Source organism: Spirillospora sp. NPDC046719, assembly GCF_040645715.1.
Classification (GTDB): Bacteria; Actinomycetota; Actinomycetes; order Streptosporangiales; family Streptosporangiaceae; genus Spirillospora.
On the sequence record NZ_JBEYYT010000050.1, the window covers coordinates 1 to 16950 of the forward strand.

The 16950-nt window shown below is 71.8% G+C and carries 16 protein-coding genes and 1 tRNA gene; 5 read left to right on the top strand and 12 right to left on the bottom strand.

The genetic code is table 11. The features are described 5' to 3' along the window. Window positions 1-11 precede the first annotated feature (11 nt). A complete protein-coding gene (locus ABZ914_RS11960; RefSeq protein WP_433144822.1) occupies window positions 12-1013 on the bottom strand; it encodes a pirin family protein in 1002 nt (333 codons plus the stop codon). A gap of 92 nt (window positions 1014-1105) precedes the next feature. Here ABZ914_RS11960 and ABZ914_RS11965 point away from each other — a divergent pair, with 92 nt between their 5' ends. Further along, the gene (locus ABZ914_RS11965) at window positions 1106-1564 is read left to right on the top strand and encodes a MarR family winged helix-turn-helix transcriptional regulator (protein WP_190851151.1); all 459 of its coding nucleotides are present in this window, start codon (window positions 1106-1108) and stop codon (window positions 1562-1564) included. A 55-nt stretch (window positions 1565-1619) separates the two neighbouring features. On the opposite strand, the gene ABZ914_RS11970 is transcribed toward ABZ914_RS11965, so the two are convergent. Continuing rightward, on the bottom strand, window positions 1620-2051 hold the full coding sequence (locus tag ABZ914_RS11970; RefSeq protein ID WP_500192988.1) for a hypothetical protein: 432 nt from the start codon (window positions 2049-2051) through the stop codon (window positions 1620-1622). A gap of 164 nt (window positions 2052-2215) precedes the next feature. Between ABZ914_RS11970 and ABZ914_RS11975 the strand changes: the two genes are divergently transcribed. Continuing rightward, a complete protein-coding gene (locus ABZ914_RS11975) occupies window positions 2216-2974 on the top strand; it encodes a M15 family metallopeptidase (RefSeq protein ID WP_500192989.1) in 759 nt (252 codons plus the stop codon). Window positions 2975-3034: 60 nt separating this feature from the next. Here the strand turns inward: ABZ914_RS11975 and ABZ914_RS11980 are convergent, their stop codons facing one another. From ABZ914_RS11980 to ABZ914_RS11995, 4 genes are all read right to left on the bottom strand, one after another. After that, window positions 3035-3199, bottom strand: coding sequence for a hypothetical protein (locus tag ABZ914_RS11980; RefSeq protein ID WP_190851157.1), 165 nt, complete (start codon window positions 3197-3199; stop codon window positions 3035-3037). 71 nt (window positions 3200-3270) lie between these two features. Beyond that, window positions 3271-3359: transfer RNA gene (locus ABZ914_RS11985), tRNA-Ser, on the bottom strand. Window positions 3360-3398: 39 nt separating this feature from the next. Then, window positions 3399-3779, bottom strand: coding sequence for a cupin domain-containing protein (locus tag ABZ914_RS11990; RefSeq protein ID WP_500192990.1), 381 nt, complete (start codon window positions 3777-3779; stop codon window positions 3399-3401). Between the two features lie 37 nt (window positions 3780-3816). Beyond that, window positions 3817-6093 (bottom strand): MinD/ParA family ATP-binding protein, encoded by a 2277-nt coding sequence (locus tag ABZ914_RS11995; RefSeq protein WP_500192991.1) that lies wholly within the window; start codon window positions 6091-6093, stop codon window positions 3817-3819. Between the two features lie 203 nt (window positions 6094-6296). On the opposite strand from ABZ914_RS11995, the gene ABZ914_RS12000 reads away from it, so the two are divergent. Beyond that, window positions 6297-7253, top strand: a complete 957-nt coding sequence (locus tag ABZ914_RS12000) for an NAD(P)H-quinone oxidoreductase (RefSeq protein ID WP_500192992.1) — start codon at window positions 6297-6299, stop codon at window positions 7251-7253. A gap of 13 nt (window positions 7254-7266) precedes the next feature. Beyond that, a complete protein-coding gene (locus ABZ914_RS12005) occupies window positions 7267-7815 on the top strand; it encodes a bacterial proteasome activator family protein (protein WP_190851163.1) in 549 nt (182 codons plus the stop codon). A gap of 46 nt (window positions 7816-7861) precedes the next feature. Here ABZ914_RS12005 and ABZ914_RS12010 read toward each other — a convergent pair whose 3' ends face one another. Then, window positions 7862-8665 carry an HAD family hydrolase gene (locus ABZ914_RS12010; protein ID WP_190851166.1) on the bottom strand — a complete coding sequence of 268 codons (804 nt, stop codon included), beginning with the start codon at window positions 8663-8665 and terminating at the stop codon, window positions 7862-7864. Between the two features lie 173 nt (window positions 8666-8838). Between ABZ914_RS12010 and ABZ914_RS12015 the strand changes: the two genes are divergently transcribed. Beyond that, on the top strand, window positions 8839-9744 hold the full coding sequence (locus ABZ914_RS12015; RefSeq protein WP_500192994.1) for a tyrosine-protein phosphatase: 906 nt from the start codon (window positions 8839-8841) through the stop codon (window positions 9742-9744). Between the two features lie 48 nt (window positions 9745-9792). Here the strand turns inward: ABZ914_RS12015 and serS are convergent, their stop codons facing one another. From serS to ABZ914_RS12040, 5 genes are all read right to left on the bottom strand, one after another. Beyond that, entirely contained in the window at window positions 9793-11052 is a 1260-nt protein-coding gene (gene serS / locus ABZ914_RS12020) for a serine--tRNA ligase (RefSeq protein ID WP_500192995.1), read from the bottom strand. A 103-nt stretch (window positions 11053-11155) separates the two neighbouring features. Then, the gene (locus tag ABZ914_RS12025) at window positions 11156-11980 is read right to left on the bottom strand and encodes a class I SAM-dependent methyltransferase (protein ID WP_500192996.1); all 825 of its coding nucleotides are present in this window, start codon (window positions 11978-11980) and stop codon (window positions 11156-11158) included. A 54-nt stretch (window positions 11981-12034) separates the two neighbouring features. Continuing rightward, on the bottom strand, window positions 12035-13681 hold the full coding sequence (locus tag ABZ914_RS12030; RefSeq protein ID WP_500192997.1) for a hypothetical protein: 1647 nt from the start codon (window positions 13679-13681) through the stop codon (window positions 12035-12037). Then, window positions 13678-15303: a hypothetical protein gene (locus ABZ914_RS12035; protein ID WP_500192998.1), complete on the bottom strand. Its 1626-nt coding sequence runs from the start codon at window positions 15301-15303 to the stop codon at window positions 13678-13680. The genes ABZ914_RS12030 and ABZ914_RS12035 overlap by 4 nt, the downstream gene beginning before the upstream one ends. After that, window positions 15300-16907: a hypothetical protein gene (locus ABZ914_RS12040; RefSeq protein ID WP_500192999.1), complete on the bottom strand. Its 1608-nt coding sequence runs from the start codon at window positions 16905-16907 to the stop codon at window positions 15300-15302. The genes ABZ914_RS12035 and ABZ914_RS12040 overlap by 4 nt, the downstream gene beginning before the upstream one ends. Window positions 16908-16950 lie beyond the last annotated feature (43 nt).

A 16950-nucleotide genomic window follows, 5' to 3' on the forward strand; every position in this document is an offset into this window, starting at 1 on the left:
CGCCGTGAGAATCAGGCCAGGTTCTCGTCGGCCGCCGAGAGGTGCGGGACGGGGACCGTGCCCATGCGGCCCGCCTGGAAGTCCTCGAACGCCTGCACGATCTCGTCGCGGGTGTTCATGACGAACGGCCCGTAGCGGGCGACCGGCTCCCGGATCGGGAGGCCGCCGAGGATCAGGATCTCCCAGCCGTTCGCGCTCGCGACGGGCTGGGTGTCGGCGGCGCGGACGACCAGGCCGTCCTGCGAGCCGTGGTGGTGCGAGCCCGCGAACACCGCGAGCTGCCCCTCGTCCAGGCCGACCTCCTCGACGCCGACCGTGCCGCGTCCGGACAGGACGTAGACCATCGCGTTGAAGTCGCGCGGCCACGGCAGGGTGAGCCGGGCGCCCGGCGCGACGGTGGCGTGCAGGTAGTTGATCGGCGTGTAGGTGACGCCGGGGCCGTCGTGCCCGGCGACGGAACCGGCGATCACCCGGACGAGCGAGGAGCCGTCGTCGGCCGCGAGCAGCGTGACGTCGCGGGCCTCGATGTCCTGGTAGCGGGGCTCCACCCACTTCTGCGCGCGCGGCAGGTTCACCCAGAGCTGGACGCCGTGGAACAGGCCGCCCTTGGTGACGAGCTCGGGCGGCGGCTGCTCGATGTGCTGGATGCCGGACGCGGCCGTCATCCACTGGGTGGCGCCGTCGGAGATGAGGCCGCCGCCGCCCGTGGTGTCCTGGTGCTGGAACGCGCCGTCGATGATGTAGGTGACGGTCTCGAAGCCGCGGTGCGGGTGCCACGGGGTGCCCTTCGCCTCACCGGGCGCGTACTCGACGGCGCCCATGTGGTCGAGGAGGAGGAACGGGTCGGCGAGGGACAGGTCGATGCCCGGGAACGGGCGGCGGACCTCGAAGCCCTCGCCCTCCAGGTGGCGCTTCGCGGTCACGGTCTTCGCGACGCGGCGCCAGTCGGTGTCGGCGTCCGGCAGCAGCGGCAGCCGGGGCAGGGTCAGCGGGTCGGCCATCACGGCTGGCATGGGGTCCTCCTCCGTCGGGTGCCCGTCCGTGGCGGGCGTTGCCCCCTACAATCTAGTTGATGCTTCAACTATTCCCCCACTATACTGATCCCATGAGCGAACCACGCTGGCTCGATGCCTCCCAGCAACGCGATTGGCGGGCCTACGTGGACGGCAGCGTCCGGCTCACCGAGATCATGGACCGGGACCTGAAGACCAAGCACGGGCTCTCGGTGTCGGAGTACGAGATCCTCGTCCGGCTGTCCGAGGCGTCCGGCCACCGGCTGCGCATGGCGGAGCTCGCCGAGAACGCCAGCCAGTCCCGCAGCCGGCTGTCCCACACCTGCTCCCGGCTGGAGTCGAAGGGCCTGGTCAAGAGGGACAACTGCGGCACCGACAAGCGCGGCGTCTACGCGCAGCTGACCGAGGAGGGCTTCGCCACGCTGGAACGCGCCGCGCGCGACCACGTCGAGGTCGTCCGCGAGTACCTCATCGACGTGATCGAACCCGAGGACCTGGAGGCCATCGGGCGCGCCTTCAGCGCCGTCCTCAAGCGGCTCGGCGCCACGTGACCCGCGATCGGCGCGCCGGCGCCCGGCGCGGAAGGCGCGTCCAGAGCGTTCGGGTCTAGAGCGTGACCGTCACCCCGGTCAGGAACCCCACCGACACCAGCGTGAGGAACACCCACGCCAGCATCATCCCCGCGCCGAACGACCGCCACCGGCCGCCGACCTTCCACATCAGCAGCCCGCCCAGCCCGAACGCCAGCACCAGCAGCGTGACGAACTGCGGCAGCAGGCTCGGCCGCCGGGTCGTCATCAGCGGCGCGTACATCATCACGAAGTCGACGAACACGAACAGGCCGAACCCCGCGGCGATCGCGCCGACCTCCCGGCCGCTCAGCGACCGCGTGCGCTCGGCGAAGTCCAGCGCGCGCTCCGACCGCAGCCGCAGCCGCGGCCGCTCCGCGTCCACGACGGGCTCTTCCTGGACGCTCTGCGCGACGGCGAAGATCTCGTCCTCGAGGCTCGGGACGTCCCTCTCCTGCGGATCCGCCATTCCGGCTCCCTGAGGGCCGGCGGATGCCGGGCGACATGCCCGGCGAGGTGGACGACGTTCGCGGCCCGTTCGCCCCGGCCCCTTTCCGGCGGACGCGCCGTCAAACGCACCGTAGCGAATCCGAGGTCCAACGCGAAGGCCACGCGACGTGCGATCCTGCAAAGATGCCAGCTAGAGGGCCACTTCGCAGTGCGGCGTTCGCCGCCGTGTTCATCGCCGTGTCGGCCGCCGCGACCGGATGCGGCAACGGATCCGACAACGGCGGCAAGTCCGGGACGGCGACTCCCGCCACGCCGCCGACCGCGACCGGGACCGGGACCGGCTCGGCGGCGCCGTCCGCGAAACCGACGAACCAGAAGTTCGAGGCGCAGATCAAGAAGGTCACCGCCGCGGACCTGAAGTACTCCTGGCACCGGGGCTGCCCGGTCGCGCCGTCCGGGCTCCGTATGATCCAGATGACGTACTGGGGCATGGACCACAAGCCGCACGGCAACGGGCAGCTCGTCGTCAACGCCAAGGCGGCCGACGACCTCGTCACGGTGTTCCGCAAGCTCTACAACATGCGCTACCCGATCGAGCGCATGGAGCCGGTCGACAAGTACAAGGGAAGCGACTTCGCCTCCATCGAGGCCGGCAACACCTCCGCGTTCAACTGCCGCAACGCCACCGGGTCCAGCTCGTTCTCCCAGCACGCCTTCGGCCTCGCGGTCGACCTCAACACGTGCCAGAACCCGTACGTCTACGCGGACGGGCACGTCGCCCACAAGAACTGTGCAAAGTACGCGAACCGGAAGAACCGCGATCCCGGGGTGATCCACGCCGGCGACCGGGTGGTGAAGGCGTTCGCGTCGATCGGCTGGGGCTGGGGCGGCGAATGGAGCGGCGCCCGCGACTACCAGCACTTCAGCAGCAACGGCCGCTGACCGGGGCCCGCGCACGGGGATGGACGCGCCGTCGCGTCCGCGCGGGCGGCCGCCCGGGGATCAGACCATCATGAGCGCGATCACGCCGACCACGACCACGACCGCCACGACGGCGAGGCCGACGATGAGGGGCATGTTCGGGCCGGACTTCTCCGCCGGCGCGCGGTTGGCGAAGTTCTGAAACTGGTGAGTGGTGCCTGCCGGATCATTCGGTGTCTGCGACATGCCGAAGAGAGTAACGGATGCCTTCCGCCCGATTCGGGCGGTTTCACGGGCCCGCGTCGCCCGATTCCGAGCGGAGAGTGTGGGATTCGAACCCACGAGGACTGTCCCCAGCCCTGGGCGCTTTCAAGGCGCCTGCACTAGTCCACTATGCGAACTCTCCTCGGCCACGCCCGGGTGGCCACGGCCAACGATAGCGGGCTCACCCGGCCGCCTCGACCGCATATCCCGGGATCGACGGCCACCGGACGGTCATGACGACGGACTCCTCCTCGGCCTCCCAGGAGTGGTCGACGCCGCGACCCCACACCACGTAGTCACCGGGCTCCGCGAGGACGACGTCGCGTCCGGGGAACTCCAGCCGGAACCGGCCGCTGATCAGGACGAGCAGCGCCGTGCGCTTCTCCCCGTCCGTCCAGCGCGCGCGCCGCTCCCCCTTGGGATGGACGCCCCATTTGATCTCGACGTCCTCGCTGTGCCGCAGGTCGCCCGGCGGCTTGAAGTGGCCCAGCAGCCAGCCGCGGTCCCCCGCCGCGTCCGCCGCGGCCCTGCCCACGTAGACGCCCTGGTCGTCGCTCTCCACGGGAGGCGACTCTAGCGGCGGCGGCACGCGGGCCGGGTCAGGCGGAGGGTTCGATGCGCGGGAAGGCGAAGCCGTCGCCGACGATCGCGGCGAGGTTGAGGTACGCCTCGCGCGTCGCCGGAGCGAGCTGCTCCAGGTCCACTTCGGCGCCCTCCTCCAGGTGGTCGTCGTAGGGGATGCGGACGACGGCGCGGCAGCGGCTCTCGAAGTGGGCCTGCAGCTTGTCCAGGTCGACCTGGCTGCGGGTGCGGTTGCGGACCATCGACAGCACCACGACGCCGTTGCGGACGAGGTGGCCGTGGTCGTGCGCCTCCAGCCAGTCGAGGGTCGCGCTCGCGGACCGGGCGCCGTCCACCGACGGGGAGCTGACCAGGACGAGCTGGTCGGCGAGGCGCAGCACCCCGGACATCGCGGAGTGCAGCAGGCCCGTCCCGCAGTCGGTGATGCAGATGGAGTAGTACTGCTCCAGGACGGCGGCGACGGCCTCGTAGTCCTCCGCGCTGAACGCCTCGCTGACCGCGGGGTCGCGGTCGGACGCGAGCACCTCCAGGCGCGCGGCGTTCTGCGAGGTGAACGCGCGGACGTCGGCGTACCGCTGGATCTTGTCGCGGCTGTTGAGCAGGTCGCGGACGGTCGCGGCGGTCTCCAGCCGGACCTTGTCCGACAGCGTGCCGCGGTCGGGGTTGGCGTCCACGGCGATGACGGTGTCGCCGCGCATCGAGCCGAGCATCGAGCCGAGACCGGTCGTGGTGGTGGTCTTGCCGACGCCGCCCTTCAGCGACATCACCGCGACGCGGTGGTGGCCGCCCGTCACGGGGGTGCGGGCGCGGGCGATGAGGTCCTTGCGGCGCATCTCGCTCTGCGACTCGCCGGGGTGGACGCTGCCGCCGGTGGCCTTGTAGACGGCGCGCCGCCAGCCGGAGGACGGCGCGATGCGGCGCTCGCCGAGGAGGTTCTCGGAGCTGAGGCTGTCGGCGCTCGTCGGGTCGGCCTGCTGCGGCTGCCCCGGGTACTGGTGGCCCGGCGGGACCTGCTGGTACGCGCCGGGCTGGCCGGGCTGCGGAGGCTGGCCCGGGTACGGCGGCTGCCCCGGCTGGCCCGGCTGCGGGTAGCCGTAACCCTGGTGCGGCTGGGCCGGGTCGCCACCCGGCGGCATCTGCGCGTACGGCCGTCCGGTGCTCGGGTCGATCGGGTAGGCCTGGCCGGTGTTCGGGTCGACCATGTACGGCTGACCCGTGTTGGGGTCGACCGGGTAGGGCTGCCCGGTGTTCGGGTCGACCGGGTACGGCTGACCGCCCGGGTTCTGCGGGTAGGGGTGGCCGGTGTTCGGGTCGACCGCGTACGGCTGCGCGTTCGCGTTTGGGTCCTGCGCGAATGGCTGGCCGCCGGCGTTCGGATCCGCCGGGAACGGCTGCGCGCTCGGATCCTGCGCGAACGGCTGAGCGCTGGGATCCTGCGGGAAGGGCTGCGCGTTGGGGTCCTGCGCGAACGGCTGAGCGCTGGGATCCTGCGGGAACGGCTGCCCAGCATTCGGGTCCTGCGGGAACGGCTGCGCGTTGGGGTCCTGCGGGAACGGCTGCCCGGCGTTGGGGTCTTGGGGGAACGGCTGTGCGTTCGGGTCCTGCGGGAACGGCTGCGCGTTCGGGTCTTGCGGGAAGGGCTGGACGCCGTTCGGCTCGCCGGGAAACGGCTGGGCGGCGCCCGCGTTCGGGTCGGGCGGGGGCGGGAACGGCTGGTCGGGCATGTAGGGCGGCAGCTGGTCGAGCGGCGGGGCGCTCTGGCCGTTGCCCGCGTCGTACGGCTGCGGCGGCCCGGTCTCCCAGGGCTGCCGGGGCTCGAACGGCTGGTAGGCGCCGTACGGCGGGGGCAGCATGCCGCCCTCGAAGGGCTGCGGCATGGGGCCGCCGTCGTAGGGCGGCAGGTTCTGCGCGGGCGGCGCGGTGGGCGGCGGCGCGCCGAACCCTTCGGGGCCGAAGTTGTCGGGGCCGTAGTTCTCGGGGCCGTAGGTCTCCGGGCCGAAGTTCTCCGGCGGCTGGAGCGGCGGCGCGGCCAGCCACGGGTTGGCGTTCGGGTCGTGCGCGGGCTGCTGCCCCGGCTCGCCGGCGGCACCCTCCGGCTGCGCCGCGGGCGCCGGCTGCTCGGGCTGCGGTCCCTGCTGCTCAGGGGGCGCGGGAGGCGCCTGCGCCGCCGGTTGCTCGCCCTCGGTGGCGGCAGGCGGGGCGGCGTCGGACGGCCCCGTCGACTCGCCGCTCATCGCGTCGAGAGAGGCCAGCCGCTCCTCTAGGGAACGCCCGTCGTGCTCGTTCCTCGCCACCGATTTCTCCCCTCGGGCACACCTCAGATGATCATTACGGAGCAGGAGGGCAAAACGGCCCCCAGGAAGGATACCCGCGCGTCAATACCACGCATCACGCCGGTAGATCCACTTTGCCCCGGGACGCTCGCGGTGAGGGGCGCCGGAGGCGGTGTCCGGACGCGCGGAACTGCGCCGACCCGTCGCCCGGTAGCGTGACCGTTATGCATGCGATCGTGATTCGCGAGCCGGGGGACGCCGACGTCCTGGAATGGACGCGGGTGCCCGATCCGGAGCCGGGGCCCGGCGAGGTGCTGGTGGAGGTGGCGGCGAGCGCGGTGAACCGCGCGGACGTCATGCAGCGGATGGGCTTCTACAACCCGCCCGAGGGCGCTTCGCCGTATCCGGGGCTGGAGGTGTCGGGACGGGTCGCCGCGCTGGGCGACGGCGTGACGGGCCTCGCGCCGGGCGACGAGGTGTGCGCGCTGCTGGCCGGCGGCGGCTACGCCGAGCTGGTCGCGGTGCCCGCGTCGCAGGTGCTCCCGGTACCGCCCGGTGTGGACCTCGTGGACGCGGCCGGGCTGCCGGAGGTGGCGTGCACGGTGTGGTCGAACGTGTTCATGCTCGCCGGGTTGAGCGCCGGGGAGACGTTCCTGGTGCACGGCGGCGGCAGCGGCATCGGGACGCTCGCGATCCAGCTGGCGAAGGCGCGCGGCGCGAAGGTGGCCTGCACCGTGGGCAGCGCGGAGAAGGCGGACCGCTGCCGCGAGCTGGGCGCCGACGTCGTCGTCAACTACCGCGAGGACGACTTCGTCGAGAGCGGCCCGTACGACGTGATCCTGGACGTGATCGGAGCGAAGTACCTGGCGCGCAACGTCGAGGCCCTCGCGACCGGCGGACGGCTGATGATCATCGGGCTGCAGGGCGGCACGAAGGCCGAGCTGGACATCAACGCGCTGCTGCGGAAAAGGGCGCTCGTCCACGCAACGGCGCTGCGGTCCCGTCCGTTGGAGGAGAAGGCGGAGATCGTGGCGGCCGTCCGCGAGCACGTGTGGCCGCTGCTGGAGTCGGGGGAGGTCCGCCCGGTGGTCGACCGGCGCGTGCCGATCGCCGACGCCGCCGCGGCGCACCGGCTGATGGAGGAGAGCGGCCACGTCGGCAAGATCCTGCTGACCGTGTGAGGATGAGGGAGATATGAGCGAGCCTTCGAAGAACCAGTCGGAACAGGAACCGCACGTGCTCGTGGTCGGGCCGAACGGCATCGCCATGGAGGGCGCGGGCGAGGGCGGCGAGCACGAGGGCAAGTCGATCACCGAGATGGTCGAGCAGCCCGCGAAGGTCATGCGGATCGGCGGGATGATCCGCCAGCTGCTGGACGAGGTCAAGGCCGCCCCGCTGGACGAGGCGAGCCGGGCCCGGCTGCGGGAGATCCACAAGTCGTCCATCAAGGAGCTCGAGGACGGCCTGGCCCCGGAGCTGGTCGAGGAGCTGGAGCGGCTGTCGCTGCCGTTCGCCGACGAGTCCGTGCCGAGCGAGGGCGAGCTGCGGATCGCGCAGGCGCAGCTGGTCGGCTGGCTGGAGGGGCTGTTCCACGGGATCCAGACGACGCTGTTCGCGCAGCAGATGGCGGCGCGCGCGCAGCTGGAGCAGATGCGCCGGGCACTGCCCGCGGGCATGATGCCGCAGGGCGTGGAGCAGCAGCAGGAGGAGCGGGGTCCTCGCTCGTCCGGCCCCTACCTGTAGGACGTCGGAACGACGGCCGCACCCGGTGCGACGGGTGCGGCCGTCGTCACGGGAACAGGCGCTCCAGGATCTGCGCCACGCCGTCGTCGTCGTTGCGGGACGTCCTGTGCGTGACCGCGGCGAGGACGAGCGGGTGCGCGTTCGCGACCGCGTACGACGTGCCCGCCCAGGCGAGCATCGGCAGGTCGTTGGGCATGTCGCCGAACGCGGTGACGTCGGCGGGGCCGATGCCGTGCTCGGCGCAGAGGGCGGCGAGGGCGCTGGCCTTGGTGACGCCGTGCGCGCTGATCTCCAGCAGCCCCCGCCCGGACGAGTGGGTGACCGTGACGAGGTCGCCGACGGCCTTCTCGGCCCGGGCGGCCAGCTCGTCGGGGTCGGCGTCGGGGTGGAAGGCGAGCAGCTTGGTGCCGGGGCTGGCGACCAGCTCGGCGCCGTCGACGGGCCGGCCGCCGAGCGCCTCGGCGTCCCAGCGCGACAGGTCGTAGCTGGTCTCGAACACGAAACCGGTCGGGTACTCGACGGCGAACCGGAAGCCGGGCGAGACGCCGCGCAGCCGCCCGATGGCCTCGGCGAGCACGTCCGGCGGGATCTGCCGGGCGTGCACGACGGTCTCGGAGTGCAGGTCGTAGACGAGGGCTCCGTTCGCGCAGATGGCGAGGCCGCGGTGCCGGACGGCGGCGGCGATCTCCGTCATCCAGCGCGGGGGCCGGCCGGTGACCATGACGAGCATCGCGCCGGCGCGCTCGACGCGCTCGAGGGCGGCGACGGTGCGGGCGGAGATGGTCCCGTCGGAGCGCACGATCGTGCCGTCGAGGTCGGTGGCGATCACGCGCGGCGCAGGTTCGGTCATGTCACCTTCCAGGTCGGCTCGGACACACCCTAGGCGACGGGTCCGACGGGATATCCGCCCGGTCGCCCCCTTCCGCCCGGTCGCCCCCTTCCGCCCCGTCCGCCGCGCGCCTAGGGTGTGGGTCCACCCGAATCTTCTTCACGTTCCCTCCCCCCGCGTGCGGAAGGCAGCAGATGACCCCCCGAACCCCCCGCCTGGTGTCGGCCGCGCTCGCGGGCGCCGTCGCGCTGGCCCCCTTCACCCTCCCGGCCCCCGCGTCCGCCGCCCCGGCCTCCGCGCCCGCCGCGGCCCCGGTCGCCGCTCGGACCGCCTCCACCGTCCGCGACATCGCGGTGGACGGCGCCGTCAACGTCCGCGACATCGGCGGCTACACGGCACGGGACGGCCGGCACGTGCGCTACGGCCTCGTCTACCGGTCCGCGTCGCTCAGCAAGGTCACCGCGACCGGCGTCGCGCAGCTCCAGCGGCTCGGGCTCACGGCCTCCGTCGACTTCCGCTCGCAGCTCGAAGTCGGCATGTCGGGCGCCGACAAGCTGCCCGCCGGGGTCGCGCCCGTCGCCGCGAACATCAACGCGTTCTCGCCGACCCTGCTGACGATGGTCCCCGACCTGCTCAAGGCGATCCTCGCGCAGGACAAGTCCGGCGAGTTCATGGCGCTGTCGTACCGCGGGTTCGTCCACGACGCCGACTCCCGCAAGCAGTTCGCCGCCGCGCTCACCCGCATCGCGTCCGGCACGGGCCCCGTCCTCTACCACTGCACCGAGGGCAAGGACCGCACCGGCGTCATGACCGCGATCCTGCTCACCGTCCTCGGCGTCCCCAAGACCCAGGTCTACGCCGACTACCTGCGCTCCAACCAGGAGCTCGCCGACCAGAACGCCGCCGAGCTCGCCGAGCTGAAGAAGATCGGCATCGACCCGGCCCTCGTCGAGCCGTTCCTGACCGTCCGCGCCGCCTACCTGGACACCGCGTTCGACCAGATCGCGCGGGACTACGGGACGTTCGACGCGTTCGTCGCCAAGGGCCTCGGCATCGACGCCGCCACGCGGGCCGCACTCCGGAAGCGGCTCCTGCGGTAACGGGAAGGGCCCGTCCGGCAGGCGGACGGGCCCTCTCGCTCCGGTCGTTCAGCGCTTGACGGGCTCCAGGACCTCCAGGCCCAGGAACTTCTGCAGCGCCTCCGGGACGCGCACCGAACCGTCCGCCTGCTGGTGGTTCTCCAGGATCGCGACCATCCAGCGCGTCGTCGCCAGCGTCCCGTTCAGCGTCGCGACGGGCTGGTTCTTCCCGTCGGCGTCCTTGTGCCGCACCGACAGGCGCCGCGCCTGGAAGTCGGTGCAGTTCGACGTCGACGTCACCTCGCGGTAGGTGTTCTGCGTCGGCACCCACGCCTCGCAGTCGTACTTGCGCGCCGCGCTCGCGCCGAGGTCGCCCGCCGCCACGTCGATCACCCGGTACGGGATCTCGACCTTCGCGAGCATCTCCTTCTCCCACTCCAGGAGCCGCAGGTGCTCGGCGTGCGCGTCCGCCGGGTCGCAGTAGGAGAACATCTCCACCTTGTCGAACTGGTGGACCCGGATGATGCCGCGCGTGTCCTTGCCGTACGAGCCGGCCTCGCGGCGGAAGCACGACGACCACGCCACGTACCGCCGCGGCAGCTCGTCGATGATCTCGTTCATGTGGTACGCGGCGAGCGGCACCTCCGACGTCCCGACCAGGTACAGCTCGTCCTGCGGGAGCTGGTACACCTCCGCCGCGTGCGCGCCGAGGAAGCCGGTGCCCTCCATCGCCTCCGGCTTCACCAGCACCGGCGGGTACATCGGCACGAACCCGCTCGCGACCGCCTGCTCCATCGCCAGGTTCAGCAGCGCGTACTGCAGCCGCGCGCCGACCCCGGTCAGGTAGTAGAACCGGGCGCCCGACACCTTCGCGCCGCGCTCCATGTCGATCGCGCCGAGGCTCTCGCCCAGCTCCAGGTGGTCCTTCGGCGCGAAGTCGAACGCGGTCGGCTCGCCGACGTGCTCCAGGACCACGAAGTCCTGCTCGCCGCCGGGCGGGGCGCCCTCCTCGATCAGGTTCGGCACGCCCTTCAGCGCCGCGTCCAGCTCCTCGCCGAGCCGGTCGGCCTCCGCCTCGCGGTCCTTGACCTGCTGCGCCAGCTCCTTCGCGCGGGCCAGCAGCGCCTGCCGCTCGTCGCCCTGCGCCCGGGACACCGACTTGCCGAAACTCTTCTGCTCGGCGCGCAGCTGCTCGAACGAGGTCAGCGCGGAGCGCCGCCTCCCGTCCAGGTCCAGCAGCCGGTCGACGACGGCGTCATCCTCACCGCGGGCGCGCTGCGAGGCGCGCAGCCGCTCGGGATCCTCTCGAAGAGCTCGCAGGTCAATCACAGACCCGAGGCTACCGGCCCCGGGCCCTCCGGCGCGCGCGAGTATCGCGGTCCGATCCGGTCGCCGCCCGCCCGCGGCCCGACGCCCGCCCGCGGCGGCCCGGTCAGCGGCGCGCGCTCGCCAGCAGCGCGTGCGCGGGCAGCGCCACGGACCGGCCGTCCGCGCCGCCGGCGCCGTCCGGCAGCGCGTATCCCGCGACGATCCGGTCGTACTCCGCCTTGATCCGCGCGACGGTCGCCGCGTCCTGCCGGCTGATCGCGACGCCGTTGCTGCCGACCCTGGACAGCGCGCCCGTCTCCCACCACTCCTCGGGGTCGACGACGTGCTCCCAGGTCACCTCCTCGACCGCCACGTCCGCGAAGCCCGCCTCCGTCACCAGCCGCTGGAACGCCATCGCCTCGCCGTACTCGACGAACGGCGACGGCGGGATGTCGTCCGGCCACGGCACCCCGGCCGCGTCCATCGCCTCCCGGACGACCGCGAGCGCGCCGACGCCCGGCATCACCCAGCAGCTCAGCGCCATCCGCCCCTCCGGCCGCAGCACCCGCCGCAGCTCGGCGAGCGCCGCGTCCGGCGCGCCGACGTGGTTGATGACGAAGTTGCCGACGGCCGCGTCGAACGTCCCGTCCGGGAACGGCACCTCCGGCAGCACCGCCACCTGGACGTCCAGCCCCGGCACGTTCCGCCGCGCCGTCTCCGCCATGCCCGGCTCGGCGTCCAGCGCGGACACCTCCGCGCCGCGCCGCACCGCCTCCGCCGCGACGAAGCCCGGGCCCGTGCCGACCTCGAGCACCCGGGTCCCCGCCGCGACGCCCGCCGCGTCGAGCAGCGGCCCGACCATGTACCGCGTCATCCGGGCGAATCCCCGCTCGTACGCCGGGGCCCGCCCGGCCCACAGCTCGCGCTCGTAAAGATCAAAGTCGACCACGGAGGCAGCGTACGCCAACCTACGCCCCCGTAACCGGCGGACTAGTCGGCGCCCTTACCGCACGTCCACGTAGTCGTCCCTGTAGGTCTTCACGTAGGCGGACGCACCGCCGTAGTAGGCGCGCCACGTACCGTCCTTGGACGCCTTGAACCCCTTCCGGAAGCGGCCCAGGCCGTCCGTCGTGGTGGCGCCCAGATAGGTCCACTTGGAAGACCCCTTGGGCAGGAAATAGAACGACACTTTCTGCTTGCCGAACGTCGTCCACTTGGTGGTCTCCCGGTAGAGGGACCCCACGATCGTGACGGTCCGGCCCTTGACGACCGGCTCCGGGCTCGCGTTGAAGTCGAGGATCTTCGTCCGGTACCGGACGTCCACGTAGTCGGCCGGGCCGGTGGACGCCAGCGTGCCATAGCCCTCGTCCCGGACGACGGCCCGCCAGTACCCGTCGCGCGAGGCGCGCGCCGGAACGGCGAAACGGCCGTCGACGTCGGTGACCTGCGCCGCGGCGTCGCTCCACTTCTTGTTGTCGGTGGAGAACTGCAGGTGCACGACGGCGTTCACGGCCCCGCCCCACCGGCCGTCGGCCATCTTGCGCAGGACCCGGCCGGTCGCCGTCACCGTGTCGCCCCTGCCGACCGGCTCCGGACCGGCGTCGAACCCGCTGATGGACGTCCGGTAGACGACCTGAAGGACGTCCGTGTTCGCGGAGGACCCCCTGTAGCTCAGGTAGTCGCCGGGGCGGTTCGGGTCGTCGGCGAAGGAGACGTTCCAGGTGCCGTCATCGGTGACCAGGACGGGGGCGCTGTAGACACCGTTCGCGTCCGTCATCGGCGAGGCGATCGTGCTCCAGTCGCCTCCGGTCGCCTTGCCGAACTCCAGGTCGACCTGCTTGCCCGCCAGTGGTGCCCACGCGCCGGCGAGGTTCTGCCATTCGAGCTTCCCGGTGACCGTCACCTTGTCGCCCACGACCGGCCGGCCCTTGACCGTCAGGCTGATGCGGGTCTTCCACCGCCGCTCGACGATGTGGGTCACCGCGCTGGTCGCCGGACGATGCAGGAAGTCCCCGCCGTAGGACAGGACGGCGGCGCCGACGTCGGCGAAGACGGCGGTGCCCTCGGCGCGTCCGTCGGCGCCGGTGACCGCCGTGGCCTTCGCGCCGTCCGGCTGAACGACGAAGAGCCGGGCGCCCGCGACCGGTGCCGGCACGCCGTCGGCGTCACGGGCCAGCAGCCGGCCGCTGAAGGCCACGTTCGGATGGTCCGGGTCCACCATGGTCGGGGAGAACGCCACCTCGGTGAACTCGGTGTCCAGCCCGTTGTCGATCACCAGCCGCCGCGTCAGCGTCCGGGTCGTGGCCGCGTTCGCCAGCTCCACGTCGACCGTCCAGCGGCCCTGCCCCACCGGCACCGCGGACCTCGTCCGCCAGACGCCGTCCTGCGCCGTGCCGCCGACGAGCTCGAAGTCGTCCACCGGAAGGGGCTCTCCCCCGGCGCCCAGCGGCTGCAGGACGGCGCGCACCTTCGTGATGTCGCTGTCCGAGGCGGCGGCCACCTCGATCTGCGTGGCCGGACCGGGCGACAGGATCCGCACCGCCCGGGTGGTCAGGTACTCCGCCGCGGCCGCGGGCGGCGCGACGGCGACGGATAGGGCGGTCACGAGCCCCATGAACAGCGCCGCCATCCGGCGCACCCGAATTCTCATCGCACGTCCACATAGTCGGTGGGCTTGTCGGAGGCGAGGTAGTTCGCGCTGCCGTTGTAGGAGGCCATCCAGGTGCCGTCCTGGGACGCCTTGAACGTCTTGCTGAACCAGCCGTTGGAGGCCGTCTTCACCACGGCCATCTGCGTCCACTTCGACGAGCCCTTGGCCTGGAAGTAGATCGACACCGGGGCGTTCGGTCCCGGCAGCTTCTTGTCCATGTACCGGAACAACTGCCCCTTGACCGTGATGCTCTTCCCCTTCTTCACCGGCTCAGGAGAAGCGTTGAACCCGGCAATGGACGTCGCGTAGCGGACATCGATGAAGGTCGGAGTGGTGACGAGCGGTTTGTACAGCGCGTCCCCCGGATACCGGACCCGCCAATAGCCGTCACGCTCCGTGCGCTCGTCGGAGGTGAAGAGGTCGAAACCGCCCGCCGCCGTCGTCCCCGTGCTGTACGTCGCACGCGTCCACGTCTTGCGGTCGGTGGAGAACTCCAGGAACACCGGGGCGCCGGCGATCGGGCCCAAGTCGCCGAGAAGCGTTCCGGTCACCTCCAACGAGCCGCGGTACGCGAGCGGCCGCGTCGCGTAGGTGAGGCCCGAGATCCGCGCGGTCCTGGACAGGTCCACCGTCCCGAGATCGACGGACCCGCCGGTCAGGAAGAACGTCCCAGGCGTCTCGATCACCAACCGGCCCGAGCGGGTCACCGAGAACGAGGCGTCGAACGTCCCGTCGGCCCCCGTCGTCGGCCACCGATCGCCGCTCGCCGCCGACGCGGCGGCCGCGCCCGCAGCGTCCTGCTGGTAGTCGACCGTGAGCGAAAGGCCGCTGACGGGCACGAGTCCGGCGGAGCCGCGCCGCATGACCCTGCCGTGGACCGTGATATCGGCCCCCTCGCGCGTAGGACGCACCGACACCAGTTGCGCCGTCGTCTCGGTCGCCTGCTTCACGACCGTCAGCGGGGTCGACTCCGTGGTACCGCACAAGGCCCCTTGCCGTGCGACCGCCACCGACATCGACGGATCCGCGGCGGTGAAGGCGAACCCCCCGTCCGCTCCGGTGCGGGCACCGCCGTTCCCCGCCTTCACCGTCGCCCCCTCAGCGGGTTCGAGCGGTTCGTCGCGGTACTTCTGCACCATGACGCGCCCTTGGTAGGTCACGTCCGGGTGCTCGATGTCCATGGTCTTCGGCGCGTACTCGACGTCGGTGACGGACGTCAGATAGCAGTCGACGAACGCGGCGGCCGGGCGCAACGTGGAGCCATCGGCGGACCGGACGGTCGCTTGGACGACGTTCGCGCCCGGATGGTGCTCCACGTCCGTCTGGAGCGTGGCCTGCCAGGTGCCGTCCTTGTCCGTGCCGTCGACGAGCGTGAACGACAGCGCCGCATAGGGCGCGGCGTCGGCCGGATTCCGCACTGCGCCCTCGACGGCGACGATCCCGTCCGACGACTTCGCCTTGAGCGTGAAGGTCGCCACCCGGTCGTGCGACAGCCGGTCGAAGGCCGACGTCAGCTGGGCGTCATGGATCTCCGCGTGGGCGGCCGCAGGAGCGACGACACCCGCCGCCGTCAGGGCGGCAGCCGCGAGACACGCCTTGGCGGCCTTTCCGCGGCGGCTCATCGGACGTCCACGTAGTCGGTGGGCTTGTCGGAGGCGAGGTAGTTCGCGCTGCCGTTGTAAGAGGCCATCCAGGTGCCGTCCTGGGACGCCTTGAACGTCTTGCTGAACCACCCGTTGGAGGCCGTCTTCACCACGGCCATCTGCGTCCACTTCGACGAGCCCTTGGCCTGGAAGTAGATCGACACCGGGGCGTTCGGCGCGGGCCCCGCCTGGTCCATGGAGCGGTACAGCAGGCCCTTGACCGTGATGGTCTTGCCCTTCTTCACCGGCTCAGGGGAGGCGTTGAAGTCGTACATCTGCGTCCGGTACTTGACGTCGATGTACTTGACCGGGCTCACGGCCGCCGTGTTGCGCGGCCCGCCCGGGTACCGGAAACGCCAGTACCCGTCCTGCGTCACGGGCTTGGTGGTGTTGAAGTAGAAGCTCTTCGGGCGGGGCAGCGTCTGCCGTGCCCAGATCGTCCAGCCGGTCTTGCCGTCCCGCGAGTACTCCAGGTACATCGGCAGGTTCGTGACGTTCGTGTAGTTCGGCTGGATCACCAGTGTTCCATCGGCCACGATCGTCTCGCCGTAGGCGAGGGGTCGCCCACGCAGGACGAAGTCGTCGATCGTGGCCGTGTTGCGGATGTTCAGCGTCCCCAGCGACACCTTGCTCCCGGTGAGGAACTCCCCGCCCCGCGCCTCCACCGCTACGGTGCCGGACAGCCCGACGTCCCGCGCGGCCGTGAAGTAGGCGTGGAAGGTCCCGTCCGTGTCCGTCTTCACCTGCAGGGGGGACCAGTCCGCCAGCCCGCTCGACAGGTCGAGGGCGACGGTGACACCGGCCGCGGGCGCGAGACCCGCCGAGCCGTGCCGGACGACCTTCCCGTCCACCGACATCTGCGTGTAGGGGACGACGGTCGACCCCGGCGTCATCCGCGCGCTGATCTCGGTCGCCTGCTGCTGGACGGTGACCGGCGAGTCCTCGCTGAGCGCGCAGTACGGCCCCTGCGCGTACGCGTAGACATGGCCGCCTCCCTGCGTCCGCAGGACGAAGGAGCCGTCCGGCCCTGTCGCCGTCTGCGCGGAATTCGCGTTGACCGTCATGCCCTGGACCGGCTCCGGAGCCCGGTCATGGCTCTTCCGCACCATGAGCCGCCCGGTCAGCGTCACGTCCGGATGCTCGACGTCCACGACCGCCGGTTCGGGGGCGAGCCCCTCGATCGACGTGACGTAGCAATCGTCGATCCAGGCCCGCCTGACCGTGCTCGCCCCGTCCGCCGTCGTGATGACCGTGTCGACGACGGTGGTCCCGGCTCGGGCGGTGATGTCCGGCCGGATCTCGCCCTCCCAGACGCCGTCGTTGTCCGTTCCCTGGGTCCGCCTCAGGTCCACCGTCGCGTAGGGCTCGGCGGTGGACGATTCGTAACGCGCATGCGCCTGCACGCCCGTCACCCCGCTCGCCGACTTCACGCTCACCGAGATCTTGGCGACGCGGTCCTCGGCCAGCCGGTCGAAGGCGACGGTGAGCTTGGCATCCGACACGTCCGCGCGAGCGGCGGTGGGGACGAGCACGGCCGACGCCGCGAGGGCGGTCGCGGCCAGGAAGGACGACGTTCGGCGCAAGGAAGGGCCTCTCCGCTGACGTTCAGGAAACGATCAGGAGACG